The sequence below is a fragment of the Streptomyces gelaticus genome (assembly GCF_014649535.1).
GTDB lineage: Bacteria > Actinomycetota > Actinomycetes > Streptomycetales > Streptomycetaceae > Streptomyces > Streptomyces gelaticus.
On record NZ_BMTF01000004.1, the window covers coordinates 203,607 to 220,958 of the forward strand.

10 protein-coding genes are annotated in these 17,352 nt (G+C 73.0%); 3 read left to right on the forward strand and 7 right to left on the reverse strand.

Annotated features, from left to right (window positions below):
• Positions 1 to 83: 83 nt before the first annotated feature.
• The gene (locus IE107_RS07795; protein ID WP_189542497.1) at positions 84 to 3,572 is read right to left on the reverse strand and encodes an ATP-dependent helicase; all 3,489 of its coding nucleotides are present in this window, start codon (positions 3,570 to 3,572) and stop codon (positions 84 to 86) included.
• Between the two features lie 395 nt (positions 3,573 to 3,967).
• The gene (locus IE107_RS07800; RefSeq protein WP_229866757.1) at positions 3,968 to 4,387 is read right to left on the reverse strand and encodes an MGMT family protein; all 420 of its coding nucleotides are present in this window, start codon (positions 4,385 to 4,387) and stop codon (positions 3,968 to 3,970) included.
• Between the two features lie 221 nt (positions 4,388 to 4,608).
• Between IE107_RS07800 and IE107_RS07805 the strand changes: the two genes are divergently transcribed.
• From IE107_RS07805 to IE107_RS07815, 3 genes are all read left to right on the forward strand, one after another.
• Positions 4,609 to 7,380: a lysylphosphatidylglycerol synthase domain-containing protein gene (locus tag IE107_RS07805; protein WP_189542500.1), complete on the forward strand. Its 2,772-nt coding sequence runs from the start codon at positions 4,609 to 4,611 to the stop codon at positions 7,378 to 7,380.
• Positions 7,381 to 7,501: 121 nt separating this feature from the next.
• The gene (locus tag IE107_RS07810) at positions 7,502 to 9,106 is read left to right on the forward strand and encodes an alpha/beta hydrolase (protein ID WP_189542502.1); all 1,605 of its coding nucleotides are present in this window, start codon (positions 7,502 to 7,504) and stop codon (positions 9,104 to 9,106) included.
• 94 nt (positions 9,107 to 9,200) lie between these two features.
• On the forward strand, positions 9,201 to 10,778 hold the full coding sequence (locus tag IE107_RS07815; RefSeq protein ID WP_189542504.1) for an alpha/beta hydrolase: 1,578 nt from the start codon (positions 9,201 to 9,203) through the stop codon (positions 10,776 to 10,778).
• 70 nt (positions 10,779 to 10,848) lie between these two features.
• On the opposite strand, the gene moeZ is transcribed toward IE107_RS07815, so the two are convergent.
• The 5 genes from moeZ to IE107_RS07840 all read right to left on the reverse strand — a co-directional run bounded on the left by moeZ (position 10,849) and on the right by IE107_RS07840 (position 17,324).
• Positions 10,849 to 12,027 (reverse strand): adenylyltransferase/sulfurtransferase MoeZ, encoded by a 1,179-nt coding sequence (gene moeZ, locus IE107_RS07820; RefSeq protein ID WP_189542506.1) that lies wholly within the window; start codon positions 12,025 to 12,027, stop codon positions 10,849 to 10,851.
• An 85-nt stretch (positions 12,028 to 12,112) separates the two neighbouring features.
• The gene (locus IE107_RS07825; RefSeq protein WP_189542508.1) at positions 12,113 to 12,943 is read right to left on the reverse strand and encodes a spherulation-specific family 4 protein; all 831 of its coding nucleotides are present in this window, start codon (positions 12,941 to 12,943) and stop codon (positions 12,113 to 12,115) included.
• Positions 12,931 to 13,896, reverse strand: coding sequence for an NAD-dependent epimerase/dehydratase family protein (locus IE107_RS07830; RefSeq protein WP_189542510.1), 966 nt, complete (start codon positions 13,894 to 13,896; stop codon positions 12,931 to 12,933). The genes IE107_RS07825 and IE107_RS07830 overlap by 13 nt, the downstream gene beginning before the upstream one ends.
• 154 nt (positions 13,897 to 14,050) lie before the next feature.
• On the reverse strand, positions 14,051 to 15,511 hold the full coding sequence (locus tag IE107_RS07835) for a hypothetical protein (protein ID WP_229866758.1): 1,461 nt from the start codon (positions 15,509 to 15,511) through the stop codon (positions 14,051 to 14,053).
• Positions 15,504 to 17,324, reverse strand: coding sequence for a glycosyltransferase (locus IE107_RS07840; protein ID WP_189542912.1), 1,821 nt, complete (start codon positions 17,322 to 17,324; stop codon positions 15,504 to 15,506). The genes IE107_RS07835 and IE107_RS07840 overlap by 8 nt, the downstream gene beginning before the upstream one ends.
• Positions 17,325 to 17,352: the final 28 nt, after the last annotated feature.

Below are 17,352 nucleotides of genomic sequence, written 5' to 3' on the forward strand. Positions count from 1 at the left end.
GCGGGCCGGCGGACGCACCGACAACGCGCGCGCCGGCAGACGCACCGACGGCGTGCGGGCCGCCCGATTCCCGGCCGCCCCGCTCACTCCAGGACGTGGCGGCCCTCCGGCTGTGCGCTGCACGAGGCCCGGAAGGCGCAGTGCGTGCAGTGCTGGCCGGCTGTGGGGGTGAAGCGCTCGTCCAGCACCCGGCCCGCGGCGGTGGCCAGCAGTTCGGGGACCCATTCACCGGCGAGGGGTTCCTGCGCCTGGACCTTGGGGTGGGCTTCGCCGCCCTCCTTCTTGGCTGCGGGCTGGCGCAGCTGTACGAGCTCGGCGCCGCCGGACTCGGGCCGGCGGCCGTCGAAGACCTGGTCGACGGCTCCCTCCCGGACGGCCAGCTGGTACACGGCGAGCTGGGGGTGGCGGGCGACCTCGTCCTTGGTCGGGGACTGCTTGCCGGTCTTGAAGTCGACGACATAGGCCCGGCCCTCGGCGTCCTGCTCGACACGGTCCATGGAGCCCCGGATGCGTACCTCGTACTCCCCCGCCTCCAGCGTCACGTCGAAGTCGTGCTCGCTCGCGACGGGGGCGCGGCCGGCTCGGTCCATGACGTGCCAGCGCAGGAAGCGTTCGAGGGCGGCCCGTGCCTGTTCCTTCTCCTGCCGGGACTTCCAGGGGGCGTCGAAGACGAGACCGTCCCAGACCGAGTCCAGCCGCTCCATCAGGACGTCGAGATCGGCGGGGGTTCGTCCGGAGGCCACCTCGTCGGCGAGTACATGGACGACGTTGCCGAAGCCCTGGGCCGCGGTCGCCGGGGCGTCCGCCTTCACCTCACGGCCGAGGAACCACTGGAGCGCGCAGGTGTTGGCGAGCTGGTCGAGCGCACTGCCGGAGAGGGTCACGGGCCGGTCCCGGTCGCGGAGCGGGACGGCGGAGCGGGTGGGTTCGTACAGGCCCCACCAGCGGTAGGGGTGGGCGGCGGGTACGAGCGGCCGGCCCTCGTCGTCGGTGAGCGCGGCGAGCCGGGCGAGGCGGCGGGCGGCCTCCTCGCGCAGGGTGTCGGAGGCTTCGGGGTCGACGGTGGTGGCGCGGAGTTCGGCGACGAGCGCGGCGACGGCGAGGGGGCGGCGCGGGCGGCCGGTGACGTCGCGCGGTTCGGCGCCCAGCTCGGTGAGGAAGCGGGAGGGCTGGTCGCCGTCGTCGGCGGGCGCCTTCACCGCGGTGACGACGAGCCGTTCGCGGGCACGGGTCGCCGCGACGTAGAAGAGCCGGCGCTCCTCGGCGAGGAGGGCGCCGGGGGTGAGCGGTTCGGCCAGGCCGTCGCGGCCGATCCGGTCCGCCTCCAGCAGCGAACCGCGGCGGCGCAGGTCCGGCCAGAGCCCCTCCTGCACACCCGCAACGACGACGAGGTGCCACTCCAGGCCCTTGGAGCGGTGCGCGGTCATCAGCCGTACGGCGTCGGGGCGCACCGCGCGCCTGGAGAGGGTGTCGGCGGCGATGTCCTGGGCGTCGACCTCCTCCAGGAAGTTGAGCGCGCCGCGCCCGCCGGTGCGTTCCTCGGCGCGGGCCGCGGTGTCGAAGAGGGCGCAGACGGCGTCGAGGTCGCGGTCGGCGTTGCGGCCGCCCGCGCCGCCGCGCAGTGCGGCCCGTTCCAGCCGGCCGGGCCACGGGGTGCCGGACCACAGGGCCCACAGGGCCTCCTCCGCGGTGCCGCCGCCTTCGAGGAGCTCGCGGGCCTTGCGCAGGAGTGCGCCGAGGCGCTGGGCGCCGCGGGCGTACGCCGGATCGTGCGCCACGAGCCGCTCGGGCTCGGCGAGCGCTCGGGCCAGCAGCTCGCCGGAGGGGGCCGGTACGCGGTTCCCGGCGGCCCGCTCCTCGTCGCGCAGGGCGCGGCCGAGGCGGCGCAGGTCGGCGGCGTCCATGGAGCCGAGGGGGGAGGCGAGGAGGGTCAGGGCGGTCTCGGTGTCCAGCCAGGAGGCCGCCGCCGCGTCCTCGTGCGAGTCCACCGCCGGAGCCGCCGCACCCTCGTCCGCGTCCACCGCGTTCGCCGCGTTCGCCGCATCCACTGCCGGAACCGCCGCGTCCGCCGCGTCCGCCGCGTCCACCGCGTCCGTTGCGACATCCTCCGCCGCCTCCGCGGCCTCCTCCGAGCCCGGCGCACCCCGGTGCAGGGCAGCCGTGGCGACCGCGCGCAGGGCCGTCAGAAGCGGTGCCACCGCCGGTTCGTGGCGCAGGGGAAGGTCGTCCCCGTCGACCTCCAGGGGGACGCCCGCCGACGTCAGGGCCCGGCGCAGGGAGGGGATCGTACGGCCCCCGGCCCGTACCAGCACCGCCATCTCGCTCCACGGGACGCCGTCCTCCAGATGGGCCCGGCGCAGCAGATCGGCGATGTTGTCGAGTTCGGTGGACGCGGTGGGATAGGTGTACGCCTCCACGCTGCCGCCCTCGCGGACCGCGGTGAGCTCCCGGTGGGCGCGGACCTTCGCCGAGGGCAGCCGGGTCAGCGGCATCCGGCGGGTGAGCAGCCGGGTGGCGGCCAGCAGCTGTCCGGCGGAGCGCCGCGAGGTGGTGAGCACGCCGACCGGGGCCGGACTGCCGTCCGCCCGCCGGAACGTCTCCGGGAAGTCGAGGATGCCGTTCACATCGGCGCCCCGGAACGCGTAGATCGACTGGTCGGGGTCGCCGAAGGCGATCAGGTCCCGGCCGCCCCCGGCGCCCGGGGCGCTCCCCCGGTTGCCGGCCAGCGCGTGCAGCAGCCGGACCTGTGCCGGGTCGGTGTCCTGGTACTCGTCGACGAACACCGCGTCGTACTGCCCCGCGAGCAGCACCGACACCTCGGGGCGCTCCGCGAGCAGCACCGCCCGGTGCACCAGCTCCGCGTAGTCCAGCACCCCCTGCGCGTCCAGCACGTCCAGGTACTCGGCGAGGAACTCGGCGGCGGCGCCCCAGTCCGGCCGGCCGGTGCGGCGGGCGAAGGCGGCCAGCGCGTCCGGCCCCAGGCCCAGCTCGCGGCTGCGGGCCAGCACCGCGCGTACCTCGTCGGCGAAGCCGCGCGTGGTCAGGCAGGCCCGCAGTTCGTCGGGCCAGCGGATGTGCGCGAAGCCGTCCCGCTCCAGTTCGAGCTGGCCGGCCAGCAGCTCGCGGACGGTGACGTCCTGTTCCGGTCCGGAGAGCAGCCGCATCGGTTCGGCGAAGAGGTCGGCATCCTGGTGGGCACGGACCAGGGCGTAACAGAAGGAGTGGAAGGTGGTGGCCTGCGGGCCGCGGGCGGCACCGAGGCGGTCGGCCATCCGGTCGCGCAGCTCCACGGCGGCCTTGCGGCTGAAGGTGAGCACCAGGACGCGGGCCGGATCGCCGCCCCGTGCGATGCGGGCGGCGACCGCCTCGACGAGCGTGGTCGTCTTGCCGGTGCCCGGCCCGGCGAGCACCAGGAGCGGGCCGCCGGGGTGATCAACCACCGCGCGCTGTGCCGCGTCCAGGAGAGGAGGGTCCACGGAGCCCGGCGGGGTGCGCACGAGACGGTACGCGCCCGCGGACCGCTGCCGTGACTGACGGTGCGGACTGTGCCGGGTGAAGGAGGAGGAGCTCACGTGGATCGCCGGTCCTGGTGGGTGTACTGGTGTTGAGGATGCGGTGCGCGCCGCGAACTTACGAAGCTACGCCAGCGGGGGCGCGATGCGGGACGGGAGCACTGCGTGCCTCGTCACGTTCCGGGACGGGAGCGCTGCGTGCTTCGTCATGTTCCGGGACGGGAACGCTGCGTGCCTCGTCACGTCCCGGGGCGCGGACGCCGTCGCGCACCCGGCCGTGCTTTCCGTCACTCCGCGCGGCCGCGGTCCCGTCGCGTCGAATGTCACGAGCCCATCCGGAAGTCGCTTTCCGCACACACTCGATCACTACCCGTGCACCTTGGGGCACTTCCTGGAAGTCGGGTACGTCGTACGGCCCCGGCGCCGCCCGCTGTGCCGCCGGATGGCGGAAGCTGTCAGTTGTGAGCACCTCCGCCCTTGTCCCGGTCCGCGCCCCCGTCCACGGCGACGCCGTCCCACCGTGCCCGCTTCATGTCGAGGCGCGGCAGATGGCCCTCCGCGCCGCGCGACGCCTCGCGCAGCGGGGTGCCCTCCGCGCGGTAGTGGTCCAGCGCCCGCAGCTCGTGGCCCGGGAGCAGCGCCCCGTCGGCGCGCACCACGCGCCACCACGGCACCGCGGCCCCGTACAGCGACATGACCCGGCCGACCTGGCGCGGACCGCCCTCGTCCAGCCACTCGGCGACATCGCCGTACGTCATGACGCGGCCGGGCGGGATCAGCTCGGCGACGTCGAGCACCCGCTCCGCGTACTCCGGCAGTGCGTGGCTCGCGCGGTCGTCGCCCGTCCCGTCGCCGCTCGTGCGGTGTTGGCTCATCCGGCCCATCCTGCCGTACGCCACCGACATCCCGGCCCGGTCCGTGTGCGTCCGGTCACAGGGCCTGCGGGCGGAAGCAAAGGGGCGTATCTTGCGCTTCCCATGTCCGCGCAGTGCACCCTGATGCCCCCCCACGTCGCCGGGCCGTGCCACCATCGTGCGGGCGGTGACCGGTGATACGAGAACACGAAGACCAATCAGAGGCGACGAAGGAGCAGGGCGTGCAGCCACCGAAGGCGGCGGACGCCCCTGACACCGAGCCGCAGCCGGACGCGTCCCGCGTGCCCGCCGGGAAGCCCGGGAAGCCCGGTGCCGAGCCCGGGAAGCCCGCTGCCGGGCAGGGGGAGCTCCCCGGGCGCCTGGCCGGCTCGACGCTCTCGACCGCCGCGGAGGAGCAGGCCGAGCGCGTCTCGGGAGACGAACCGCTGCTGCCCGCCCGGGTGCACCGCCCCTCCGACCTCATGCGGGTCCTCATCGGGGTCCTGGCGATCGCCGTCCTGTTCTCGATCGCCGCGTTCGCCCACGGCACGACCACCGGTCTCGAACAGGACATCAGCAAGGGCACCGGCCAGGCCCCCGACATCCTGATCAAGATGGCGGGTCTGATCTCCAGCATCGCCGTTCTGCTCGTCCCGGTCGCCTTCGCCATCGAGCGGCTGATCAAACGCGACGGTCTGCGGATCGCCGACGGGGTCCTCGCCGCCGTACTGGCCCACGGTGTCACGCTCGCCGCCGACCTGTGGGTCGCCAAGTCCGCCCCCGGCACCATCCAGGACGCCCTGACCCAGCCGCAGCCCGGTGACGCGCTCACCGATCCCGTGCACGGCTATCTCGCGCCGGTGATCGCCTATATGACGGCGGTCGGCATGGCGAGACGGCCGCGCTGGCGGGTCGTGCTGTGGGTGGTGCTGCTGCTCGACGCGTTCGCCATGCTGGTCGGCGGCTACACGACCCCGTTCTCGATCATCCTCACCGTGCTGATCGGCTGGACCGTCGCGTACGGCACGCTGTACGCGGTCGGCTCGCCGAACGTACGGCCGACCGGCCAGCATCTGATGGCCGGCCTGCGCCATGTCGGCTTCCGCCCGGTCAGCGCGATGCGCGCGGACGACGCCCCGGAGTCGGGCGACCAGAGCGACCGGGGGCGCCGCTACCTGGTCTCGCTGGAGGACGGGCCGCCGCTCGATGTCACGGTCGTCGACCGCGAGCAGCAGGCCCAGGGCTTCTTCTACCGGGTGTGGCGCAGGCTCACCCTGCGCGGCATCACCCAGCGCCGCTCCCTCCAGTCGCTGCGCCAGGCCCTGGAACAGGAGGCGCTGCTGGCCTATGCGGCGATCGCCGCCGGGGCGAACGCGCCCAAACTGATCGCCACGTCCGAGCTCGGACCCGACGCCGTGATGCTGGTGTACGAGCACATCGGCGGCCGTTCACTGGACGCGCTGGAGGACTCGGAGATCACCGACGAGCTGCTGCACGGTGCCTGGCGCCAGGTGAAGGCCCTCCAGTCCCGGCGGATCGCGCACCGCAGGCTCACCGGCGACGCCATCCTGGTGGACCATTCCGGCAAGGTGTTCGTCACCGATCTGCGCGGCGGCGAGATCGCGGCCGGTGATCTGGTCCTGCGGATGGATGTCGCGCAGCTGCTGACCACGACGGGTCTGCGGGTGGGCGCCGAGCGGGCCGTCGCCGGTGCGCTGGAGGTGCTCGGCCCCGACGCGGTCGCGGACTGCCTGCCGCTGCTCCAGCCGATCGCGCTGAGCCGCTCCACCCGGGCGGCGCTGCGCCGGCTCGCCCGGGAGCGCTCGCAGCGGGAACGCGAGGCGGTGCTGGAGGCATCGGACACGGCCAAGCGGGCCAGAGCGCACGAGCACGAGGCCGCCGACCACAAGGCGGACCGCAAGGCCGACCGCAAGGCGCTGCGCAACCAGAAGCAGGCCGAGAAGCGTGCCCTGGACGATGCCCTGGACGGGGCCCGCGAGGAGGACCTGCTCTCCCAGATGCGGCGGCAGGTGCTGCGGATCCGGCCCCAGGCACCGGTCGAACCGGTGCGTCTCGAACGCATCAAGCCCCGCACCCTGCTCAGCTGCATCGCCGGTGCGATCGCGGCGTACTTCCTCATCTCGCAGGTCACCCAGGCCGATTTCGGCGCGGTCGTCGAGCAGGCGGAGTGGGGCTGGGTGGCGGCCGCGGTCGCCTTCTCCGCCCTCAGCTACGTGGCGGCGTCGATGAGCCTGCTGGGCTTCGTGCCCGAGCGGGTGTCGTTCGGCAAGACGGTGCTGGCGCAGATCGCCGGGTCCTTCGTGAAGATCGTCGCCCCGGCCGCGGTCGGCGGTGTGGCGCTGAACACCCGCTTCCTGCAACGGGCCGGGGTACGTCCGGGGCTGGCCGTGGCGAGCGTCGGCGCCTCGCAGCTGTTCGGTCTCGGCTGCCACATCCTGCTGCTGGCGGCCTTCGGCTATCTGACCGGCACCGAGAGGACGCCGTCCTCGCTCACCCCGTCCAGGACGGTGATCGCCGGACTGCTGACGGTCGCCGTGCTGGTGCTGGTGGTGACGGCGGTCCCGTTCCTGCGGAAGTTCGTGGTGACGCGGGTGCGGTCGCTGTTCGCCGGGGTCGTACCGCGCATGCTCGACGTGGTGCAGCGGCCGCAGAAGCTGCTGACCGGCATCGGCGGAATGCTGCTGCTGACCGGCATGTTCGTGATGTGTCTGGACGCCTCGGTCCGCGCGTTCAGCGGTCCGGACGTGCCGCATCTCAGCTACGCCAGCATCGCGGTGGTCTTCCTCGCGGGCAACGCGCTGGGGTCGGCGGCGCCCACACCGGGCGGAATGGGTGCGGTCGAGGGTGCGCTGACGCTGGGCCTGATCGCGGTCGGCCTGCCGAAGGAGGTCGCGGCACCCGCCGTGCTGCTGTTCCGCCTGCTGACGCTGTGGCTGCCGGTGCTTCCCGGCTGGCTCTGCTTCAACCATCTGACCCGCAAGGGTGAACTCTGACACCCCCTCAGCCGCCGTACGGCGCTGCCCGCAAGGCCAGTCGGGCGACGGCCGGGGCGTCCGCCACCCGCTTGGACCGGTGCTCCGTGCAGCGACCGGCTCCCCGCCGCACCATGAGTGCATGAGGACCTCCCCCGCCCTGCGCGCCGCCGTCCTGGCCGCCGCCGTCACCGTGCTCCTGCCCGTCACCGCCTGCTCGGAGAGCGGCGGCAAGGAAGGCCCGGACGGGCCGCAGAGCTCGCCGCTCGCGGCGGACGCCGCCGAGGCCAGCACCTCCGGCGACCTCGCCTCCCAGAAACTGACGTGGAGGCCCTGCCCCGCCCCGTCCCCCGCGCAGGGCAGCGGAAAGGCGCCGTCCCCGCTGCCTGGCGGCACCCCCTGGGAGTGTTCGTTCATGCGGGCGCCGCTCGACTACGCAAACCCCGGGGGCGAGACGATCCGGCTGGAACTGATCCGGGCCAGGGCCAAGAACCCGGACAAGCGGATCGGCTCCCTCATCTTCAACTTCGGCGGCCCCGGCGCCTCCGGTGTCGCCACCCTGCCCGCCTTCGGCACCGACTACGACAAGCTCCGCGCCGGCTACGACCTGGTCAGCTTCGACCCGCGCGGCGTGGGCCGCAGCGACGGTGTGAAGTGCGAGACCGACAAGCAGCTCGACGCCCGCTTCGAGATCGACGGCACCCCGGACACCCCCGCGGAGGTGAACACCCTCGTCAACAGCACCAAGACCTTCGCGGCGGCCTGCGAGAAGAACTCCGGCAGGCAGCTACCGCACGTCGGCACCACCGACGCCGCCCGTGACATGGATCTGATGCGCCAGGTGCTCGGCGACAAGAAGCTGTACTACTTCGGCATCTCCTACGGCACCGAACTGGGCGGTGTCTACGCCCACTTGTTCCCGAAGAACGTCGGCAGGTCGGTGCTGGACGCGGTGGTGGACCCGACGCTGGACTCCGAGCAGGCCTCGCTCGGCCAGGCCAGGGGCTTCCAGCTCGCGCTGGACAACTTCACCAAGGACTGCGCCGACCGCGGCGAGGCCTGCAAGCTTCCCGGCACCAACTCGAAGGAGGTCGAGCAGGGCATCTCCGGTCTGCTCGACAGCCTGGAGAAGCAGCCGATCCAGGGACTCGGCTCGCGTCAGCTGACGGAGACCCTGGCGACGACCGGCATCGCGGCCGCCCTCTACTCCAAGCAGACCTGGCCGCTGCTGGAACAGGGCGTCGACGAGGCCGACGGCGGAAACGGCTCGCTGCTCCTCGCCCTCGCCGACTCGCTGAACGGCCGTGCCGACAACGGCCGCTACGACAACTCGACGTCCGCCAACACCGCCATCAACTGCGCCGACTCCAAGCAGCGGTTCACCGCGGACCAGACCGAGGCCAAGCTCGCCGAGTTCCGGTCCGCCTCGCGGGTCTTCGGCAACTATCTGGGCTGGTCCCTGCTGAGCTGCACCGACTGGCCGGTGCCGGGCGTCTGGGAGACCCCGGACGTCAGCGCCCCGGGCGCGGCCCCCATCCTCGTCGTCGGCAACACCGGCGACCCGGCGACGCCGTACGAGGGCGCCAGGGCGATGGCCGACGCGCTGGGCAAGGGCGTCGGCGTGGTGATGACGTACGAGGGCCAGGGGCACGGCGCGTACAACAGCGGCAACGCCTGCGTGCAGAAGACCGTGAGCGGCTACCTGCTGGACGGCAGGGTTCCGGCGGCCGGAACCGTCTGCAAGTAGCGACGCATCCCCGGCGTGCACCCGGTGGGCACCCCCTAGCATGGGCGGACTTTCTGTACGACGTGAGTACAGGTACATCGGGGAGGACGCACACGTGGTCGCACATGCACGCGCCGGGGCTCTGGCCGGCGCCGCACTTCTGCTGACGGGGCTGCTCGCGGGCTGCGGCGGAGGTACGGACGACAAGCCGGACGACCGGACGGACCGCGATGCCGCGTCCTCGGCCGACGGGCCGTCCACCGCGCCGAGCGGGCAGCCGGGCACACCCCCGGTGCCCGCGGCCCTCACCTCCCAGCGACTGGACTGGAAGCGCTGCGAGGCCCGCGCGGGCGAGAGGGCCCCCGGCTCCGAGTGGCGTTGCTCGACGGTCCGGGTGCCGCTGGACTACGCGAAGCCCGACGGCGGGACGATCGGGATCGCACTGATCCGCAAGAAGGCCCAGAACACCAGCCGGCGCCTCGGCTCGATGCTGTTCAACTTCGGCGGCCCCGGCGGTTCGGGGGTCTCGATACTGCCCCGTGCCGCCGGCTCGTACGGCAACCTCAACTCCCGCTACGACCTGGTGGGCTTCGACCCGCGCGGGGTCGCGGGCAGCGAAGGGGTGAGCTGCCGCACCGACAAGGAGCAGGAGGCCGCCTACCGGAAGGTCGACATGACCCCGGACACGGCAGCGGAGGAGGCGGCGTTCCTGAAGGACGGCGCGGACTTCGGCGCCGGCTGCGAGCACCGCTCCGGCAAGGTCCTGCCGTATGTCGGTACGACGAACGCCGCCCGGGACATGGACCTGATCCGCGAGGTGCTCGGCGACAAGAAGCTCACCTACTTCGGCTTCTCGTACGGCACCGAGCTCGGCGGCACCTACGCGCACCTCTTCCCCGCCCGCGTCGGACGCACCGTCCTGGACGCCGTCGTCGATCCGACGGCGGACACGATCGGGCACGCCCGCAACCAGGCGACCGGCTTCCAGCGGGCGCTGGAGAACTACCTCAAGGACCGCGGCCAGGACCCGAAGGCGGGTACGCGGCGGATCGCGAAGCTGCTGGAGCGGATCGACAAGAAGCCGCTGCCGACCCGTTCGGGCCGCGAGCTCAACGAATCGCTGGCCATCACCGGCATCGTCACGCCGCTCTACTCCAAGAGCAGCTGGCCGTTCCTGACGCAGGCACTGGACGAGGCCGAGAACGGCACCGGCACCATGCTGCTCCAGCTGGCCGACTCGTACAACGGCCGTGACGAGAAGGGCCACTACGACACCCAGAACCACTCGCAGCGCGCCATCTCCTGTGCGGACAGCAAGCCCCGTCCGACGGCGGACGAGGCCAGGGCGCTGCTGCCGGAGTTCCGGAAGCTGTCCCCGGTGTTCGGCCCGTTCCTGGCGTGGGACACGGCGGGCTGGTGCTCGCAGTGGCCGGTGCCGGGTGAGCACGACAACCCGGAGGCGAGCGCCCCGGGCGCCGGTCCGGTGCTGGTCGTCGGCACGACCGGTGACCCGGCGACGCCGTACGAGGGTGCCCGGAAGATGGCGGACGAGCTGGGCAAGGGCGTGGGCATCCTGCTCACCAACAAGGGCGAGGGGCACGGCGCGTACGGCGGGAACACCTGTGTGACGTCGACCGTGGACGCGTACTTCCTCGACGGGATGGTCCCGAAGGACGGCAAGACCTGTTCGTAGAGCGGCCCGGAGACGCGGGGAAGGGGCCGGTCCCAGCGGACCGGCCCCTTCCCCGCGTTCGAACGCTGTCTCAGTACACCGGCTTCTCGGGCTCGATCTGGTTGACCCAGCCGATCACGCCGCCGCCCACGTGGACCGCGTCGGCGAAGCCCGCGGACTTGAGGACCGCGAGGACCTCGGCGCTGCGGACGCCCGTCTTGCAGTGCAGGACGATGCGCTTGTCCTGCGGGAGGTCCTGGAGGGCGCTGCCCATCAGGAACTCGTTCTTCGGGATCAGCTTCGCGCCCGGGATCGAGACGATCTCGAACTCGTTCGGCTCACGGACATCGATGATCTCGATCTTCTCGTCCGCGTCGATCCACTCCTTGAGCTGCTTGGGAGTGATCGTGGAGCCGAGCGCCGCCTCCTGGGCCTCCTCGGACACGACGCCGCAGAAGGCCTCGTAGTCGATGAGTTCGGTGACGGTGGGGTTCTCGCCGCACACCGCGCAGTCGGGGTCCTTGCGGATCTTGACCTGGCGGTACTGCATCTCCAGGGCGTCGTAGATCATCAGCCGGCCGACCAGCGGGTCACCGATGCCGGCGAGCAGCTTGATGGCCTCGTTGACCTGGATGGAACCGATCGACGCGCAGAGCACCCCGAGCACACCGCCCTCGGCGCAGGAGGGGACCATGCCCGGCGGGGGCGGCTCCGGGTAGAGGCAGCGGTAGCAGGGGCCGTGCTCGGACCAGAAGACGGACGCCTGGCCGTCGAACCGGTAGATCGAGCCCCAGATGTACGGCTTGTTCAGCAGTACGGCAGCGTCGTTGACCAGATAGCGGGTGGCGAAGTTGTCCGTGCCGTCCACGATCAGGTCGTACTGGGCGAAGATGTCCATCACGTTGTCGGCTTCGAGCCGCTCCTGGTGAAGGACCACGTTCACGTACGGGTTGATGCCCAGCACCGAGTCCTTGGCGGACTCGGCCTTGGAGCGCCCGATGTCGGACTGGCTGTGGATGATCTGGCGTTGCAGGTTCGACTCGTCGACCTCGTCGAATTCCACGATGCCGAGCGTGCCGACACCGGCCGCGGCCAGGTACATCAGGGCCGGCGAGCCGAGACCGCCGGCACCGACACAGAGCACCTTCGCGTTCTTCAGCCGCTTCTGTCCCTCCATCCCGACATCCGGGATGATCAGGTGGCGGGAGTACCTGCGGACCTCGTCGACGGTGAGCTCGGCAGCGGGCTCGACCAGGGGTGGCAGCGACACAGGAACCTCAACAATGCAGGTGGTCGGTTTCTACGTACTTCAGCTACGTACGGTTGTTCTTCCGGTAACACTGCCACGCCCCCTCTCATTCCGAGATACCAGGTCCGATCCGCGAGACGATTTCGTCCCAGTACCTGGGCAGCGTCGCGAATGGGTCTGTTTGTCCGTGTTGGCCGTCTCGATCCGTGAAGAAGATCGTGCCCGCGCCCTGCCAGCGGGCGATGCGCATGGCCTCGTCCAGATGGGTGCGCGGAACGCCGTGGACGAAGTGCGCGAACCGCTCCGGCGGATAGGAGGCGGTCCACTCCGCCACCTGCGACCAGCGGTAGTCGGTCCACGGTCCGCTGAAGGTGACCAGCTGGTCGGCGGCCTCGGCGTAGCCGGGATACGGATGGGTGCCCAGACCCAGCACCAGCGGCCCGCTCCCCTGCCCGTACAGGCGCTCGCCGTCTTCGAGGAGCGTCGCGAGGGTGCTGGTGAGCCGGCGCACCGCCGGGAGGTGGGCGCGCTCGGCCGGGCAGCGGCCGAGATAGAAGCCGTCGACGCGGTACCAGTCGAGGAACGACTGCGCGTCGGCGATCAGTTCTCCGAAGGGGCGGCTGCCGAAGGCCAGGTCGAGATGGCCGAGGAGCCGGCCGCCCGCCGCCCGTACCGAGTCCTGCGGATCCTCGTCGTGCAGGGCCCGCTCGCGCGCGTTGCGGAGCCGGCCCGCGGCTTCCAGGCAGTGCGGATCGGGGCGGGCACCGGGGCCGTTGTCGATGTTGAGGACGGCCCAGTGCAGCGGGGTGCCGGGGCGGGCCAGCTCGGCCCACTCGGCCGGTGCGAGCAGCGGATGCGCGTAGCCGGGTACACCGAAGCCGAACTGCTCGGCGCGGCTGGTCCGGCGGGCCGTGCCGGTACTGGTCAGATGCGGCATGCCGCCTCCATCCAGATGTCGGCGAGGGACTCCTCCAGATTGATCCGGGGGCGCCAGCCGAGCCGGTCCCTGGCGGTGCGGACATCGGCCTGCTGCCAGGCGCCGCAGCCGTCCGGGTAGGGGGAGGGCGTCGCCGAGAGGTGCTCGATGACCGACTCGGTCGAGGTGCGCGGGGCGCCGATGGGCAGCCGGGGCGGGGGCGCGTCGAGCTCGTGGAGTGCGCCCGCGTATCCGGCGACCCTGGCGAGGACGGCGGCGGCGTCCCTCAGCCGCACGGCGCGGCCGGTGCCGATGTTGACGACGCCCTGAGCGGCGGAGAGCGAGGCGGCGTGCACGGCGCGCGCGACATCGCGTACGTCCACGAAGTCGCGCTGCACGCCGAGGCCGCTGAGCTTCAGCTCGCCGTCGCCGGACTGCATGGCCCGGCGCATCGCCTCGGCGAGCCTGCCGAGCGGGGAACCGGCCGGGGTGCCCGGACCGACCGGGGAGAAGACCCGCAGCACCACCGCGTCGAGGCCCGAGCCGAGGACGAGTTCGGTGGCGGCGAGCTTGCTGACGCCGTACGGGCCGCCGGGGCGCGGGAGCGCGTCCTCGGCGGTGGACGAGCCGGGCTGCGAGGGCCCGTACTCCGACGAGCAGCCGACCTGGACGAGCCGGGCCGTGCAGCCGCTGCGCCGCATCGCCTCGCAGACCGTGGCGACGGCGACGGTGTTGTGCCGGGTCAGATCACGGGCCCCGCCGCGGGTGGCGCCCGCGCAGTTGACGATGACTCCGGGGTGGACGGCGTCCAGGAAGCGGGTCAGCGCGCCGGGGCTGCCGCTGGCGAGGTCGAACCGTACGTCGGCGTCGTCGCCGCGGCCGAGCGCCGTGAGGTGCACGGCGGGATCGGCGAGCAGGCGGTCGGCCACGAACCGGCCGAGGAATCCGTTGGCTCCGAGCAGCAGAACCCTCATCGCGCGCCCCCTCGGCGCCGACGGCGAGCTGCCGGTGAAGGGGATTGGGGGGTCATGTCCGGTTTCTCCTTGAGGAAGTGAGACGCAGTTGCGGGCAATGACCCGCGGCGTCGGCTCCGCGGGGCGTGCGATGGCAGTGGTACGGCTGTGGTGGTTACGCGGCGGCCGGGCCTTCATCGACCGGCCGGGCGGTGGTGTGGGCGGATGCCCTGGAGAGGACGACGGTGGCGGCGACCAGCAGTCCCAGGGCGGAGGCACCGCACGCGAGCGCGGGTACGGATCCGGTGCCGGACGCCAGGACGAGGACGTCGACGGGGCGGGCGAGGAAGTGCAGGCCGGGCAGCCGACCGGCCAGGACCAGAGCGGGTGCCAGCGCCTCGACCACGCAGGCGACGGCCAGCCCGCCGGCGGCGAGCCCGGGGAACCCGTGCACGGTCAGCAGCCGGGCGAGCAGGAGCAGCACCCCGAGCGCGGCTGCCCCCACGAACGCCCCGCCGCCCCCGTACCCCAGATGCGCGAGGTACAGCAGTACGGCGAGGGCGCACAGATGCAGTGCGACGGCCCCGGACAACAGGGGGCGCACCCCCGCGGCGAACTCCTCCAGTGCGCGGCTGCTGTTGAGTCTGCGGTGGGCGTGTACGGAGAAGAGGTGGGCGCACCAGGTGGCCGGGGCGAGCGAGAGTGCCAGGCCCAGCAACGGTGCGGGGGTGATCTCCCAGGGGCCCTCGGGACCGCCGCCGAGCACCTGGTCGAGCAGCGGTTCGCCGTACAGGACATAGCCCAGGAGCCAGCAGCAGTACGCCTTGGCCGCGCCCGATGACCGGCCTTCGGCGTGCAGGGGGCCGCTACGGAGGCTGACGGCGAGACCGATGAGCGCGAGGAGCGCTCCGGTGAGGGCGATGGCGATCCGTGCCCGGCCGTCGAGCGCTCCCTCGGTGAGCCCGAGTGCGCCGGCGGTCGCGATGCAGGCGGCGCCCGGCAGCAGCGCGCGGAGCGACCATGCGGCGCGGGTCGCGACGTCACGCTCCGGCGCACCGGGCCCTGCCGCGGACTCCGCCGCCACGGCGGGCACCCGGGCGAAGAGTTCCTCGGCGAGCGAGAAGACGTCGCGGTGCCGGTAGCGGGCGGCGGTGCGGTCGGTGACGCCATGGGCTTCGAGCCCGGCGGCGACCTCCAGCGGGTCGACGGCCCGCTCGCACAGCTCGCGGTGCCGGTGCATCAGCGACTTCACGGGGTCGGCGGGGCCCCGGCGCGGGGCATGGGGCCGGCGCGCCGCGGCGGCGCGCGCGACCTCGGGGGCGCGGGCGGCCACGGAGGGCGCGGGTGCCCGGCAGGACTCGGTGGCCTCGCGCGTCCCGGGCTGCTCGCGCGTTCCTGGCTGCTCGTGCGTCCCGGGCTGCTCGCGCGTTCCTGGCTGCTCGTGCGTACCAGGGGTTGCAGAGAGCAGGGCCCGCGAGCGGAAGTCCCAGCTTCCGCCGGTGGTCGGCGTGGCGGGTGCGTCGGACACCTCGGTCGGGCCGCCCATGGTGATTCCTCCGTGATCGTCACCGGCCGCGTCGGACCTGGCCGGTCCGCTCCGGTCCGGTCCGGCCGTCTCGTGCCCCTGCTCACGCATCGCCGCCACCCGCTCCCGGTGCTCCCGCACAGACGGCCCGGGACCCGGCCGCCCAACTGGGCTTGCGGTCGGCCGTGGCCGCCGGGGCGGGGACCGAGGCCGTCCACGGGCCCAGGACATGCGCCTCCGGCGGCATGGCGAACGGCCGCGGTTCGCCGTCGGCGTCCACCGCTTCGGCCTCCCTGCGCACCGGGGCACGCAAGATCAGCTCCAGGTAGATGCCGCGAAAAGCCGCGATGTTCTGTTCGACGGTGAAGAGTTCGAGTGCGCGGGCGCGCGCCGCCGCTCCGAGCCGTGCACGGCGCTCGGGATCCCGCAGCAGTGCGAGACAGGCGTCGGCCAGCGCCCTGGGATTGCGCGGGGGCACCACGAGGCCCGTGCCCCCGATGACCTCGACGACCGCGCCGACGTCCGTCGACACCGTGGCCCGGCCGCAGAACATCGCCTCGACGAGACCGACCGGAAAGCCCTCGACCACGCTGGACAGGACGACGACCCCGCCCGCCGCATAGGCGTCCGGCAGATCGGCCACCTCGGCCCCGCCGATCTCCTCGAAGGAGACCGGGTTGTCGCCGACGGCATGCGCGTCCGGGGCCTCGTCGGGGAAGAGCTGGGCGGCGAGGGCCCGGCAGTGCGCGAGATACGTGGCGCCCTCGGGGCCCGGGGCCGGGGCTCCGATGATCCTCAGCCGGGCGCCCGGTTCGGCCTTCCGTACCTCCGCGAAGGCGTGCAGCAGCGCGATCAGGTCCTTGGCGGGCTCGATCCGGCCGACCCAGACCAGGGTGCCGCCGGGTCCGCTGTCGCCGCTCTCCCCCAGCGCCGTGAAGCGGTCGGATGCCATGCCCGGGTAGACGGTGCGCAGCTTCCCGCGCTCGGCGCCGCACCGCTCCTGCCAGCGGCGGGCGTGGGCGTTGCCGGGGGTGACGATCGCGGCCTGCCGGTACACCTCGGTGGCGAGCCGCCGGTGGAAGCAGGCGAGGAGGGCGCGCACCGGCGCGTTGAGCGGTGCGCCGGTCGCCGCGAGGTAGTGCGCCCGCAACTGCGCGCCGTGCTCGGTCACCAGCAGCGGCACCCCGGAGAAGCGTTTGGCCAGCAGCCCCGGCAGAGCGACGGCCCCGCCGCCCGTCGCATGGCAGAGGTCGACCGCACCCAGGCCCTCCTCGTCGTACCAGTCGAGCGAGAGCGGGCGGAGCACCCGGGCGAGCTCCCGGGCGAAGGCGAGGAGATCGGGGACGGTGGCGGTCTGGACGATGCGCCCGGTGCCCGGGGCACGGCAGGCCGCTTCGAGCAGCCGCACGGCGGTCTCGGAGCGGAGGGCCGCGATGAGTCCGCCGTGTTCGCGGGCCAGTTCGGCGAGTCCGTACAGGCCGTCCGTGAACTGCCCGTCCGCGGCAGCGGTACGTCCTTCGCCGCCCGGTGCACCGGCGCCCGCGCCGGGGGCCTCGTCCTCGCCACCCACCGCGCCCGCCGCGCAGACCGAGGCCGCGAGCGCCGCGAAGTGCGCCTCGAAGCGCTGCCGTTCGCGTCGTCCGTACGAACGGGCGCCCCCGCCCGTCACCATCCGGGCCAGCAGCCCCTTGGAGGCCCGGGTGCCCAGGGTGTTCTCGTCGGCCGTCCACAGCGGTGCCGTCCGCACCCGGCCGACCTGCGTCGGGAGCTGGACCCAGCCCTGTGCCTCCTGTTCGGCGGAGCGGCTCAGCGCGAAGAGATCGAACTCGTGCTGCGCGAGCCCGCGCACCAGACGGTCGCACCAGAGCCCGGACTCACCGGTCGCATACGGGTAACCACCGTCGGTGAGGAGTCCGATCCGCACGAGCACACACCCCCGATCTCCCTTGTGG

Excerpts from the sequence above, each read along its gene's own strand:
- IE107_RS07800 (WP_229866757.1), bottom strand. The coding sequence starts at position 4,387 with ATGAGCCAACACCGCACGAGCGGCGACGGGACGGGCGACGACCGCGCG.
- IE107_RS07810 (WP_189542502.1), top strand. The coding sequence starts at position 7,502 with ATGAGGACCTCCCCCGCCCTGCGCGCCGCCGTCCTGGCCGCCGCCGTC.
- IE107_RS07825 (WP_189542508.1), bottom strand. The coding sequence starts at position 12,943 with ATGCCGCATCTGACCAGTACCGGCACGGCCCGCCGGACCAGCCGCGCC.
- IE107_RS07830 (WP_189542510.1), bottom strand. The coding sequence starts at position 13,896 with ATGAGGGTTCTGCTGCTCGGAGCCAACGGATTCCTCGGCCGGTTCGTG.
- IE107_RS07835 (WP_229866758.1), bottom strand. The coding sequence starts at position 15,511 with ATGCGTGAGCAGGGGCACGAGACGGCCGGACCGGACCGGAGCGGACCG.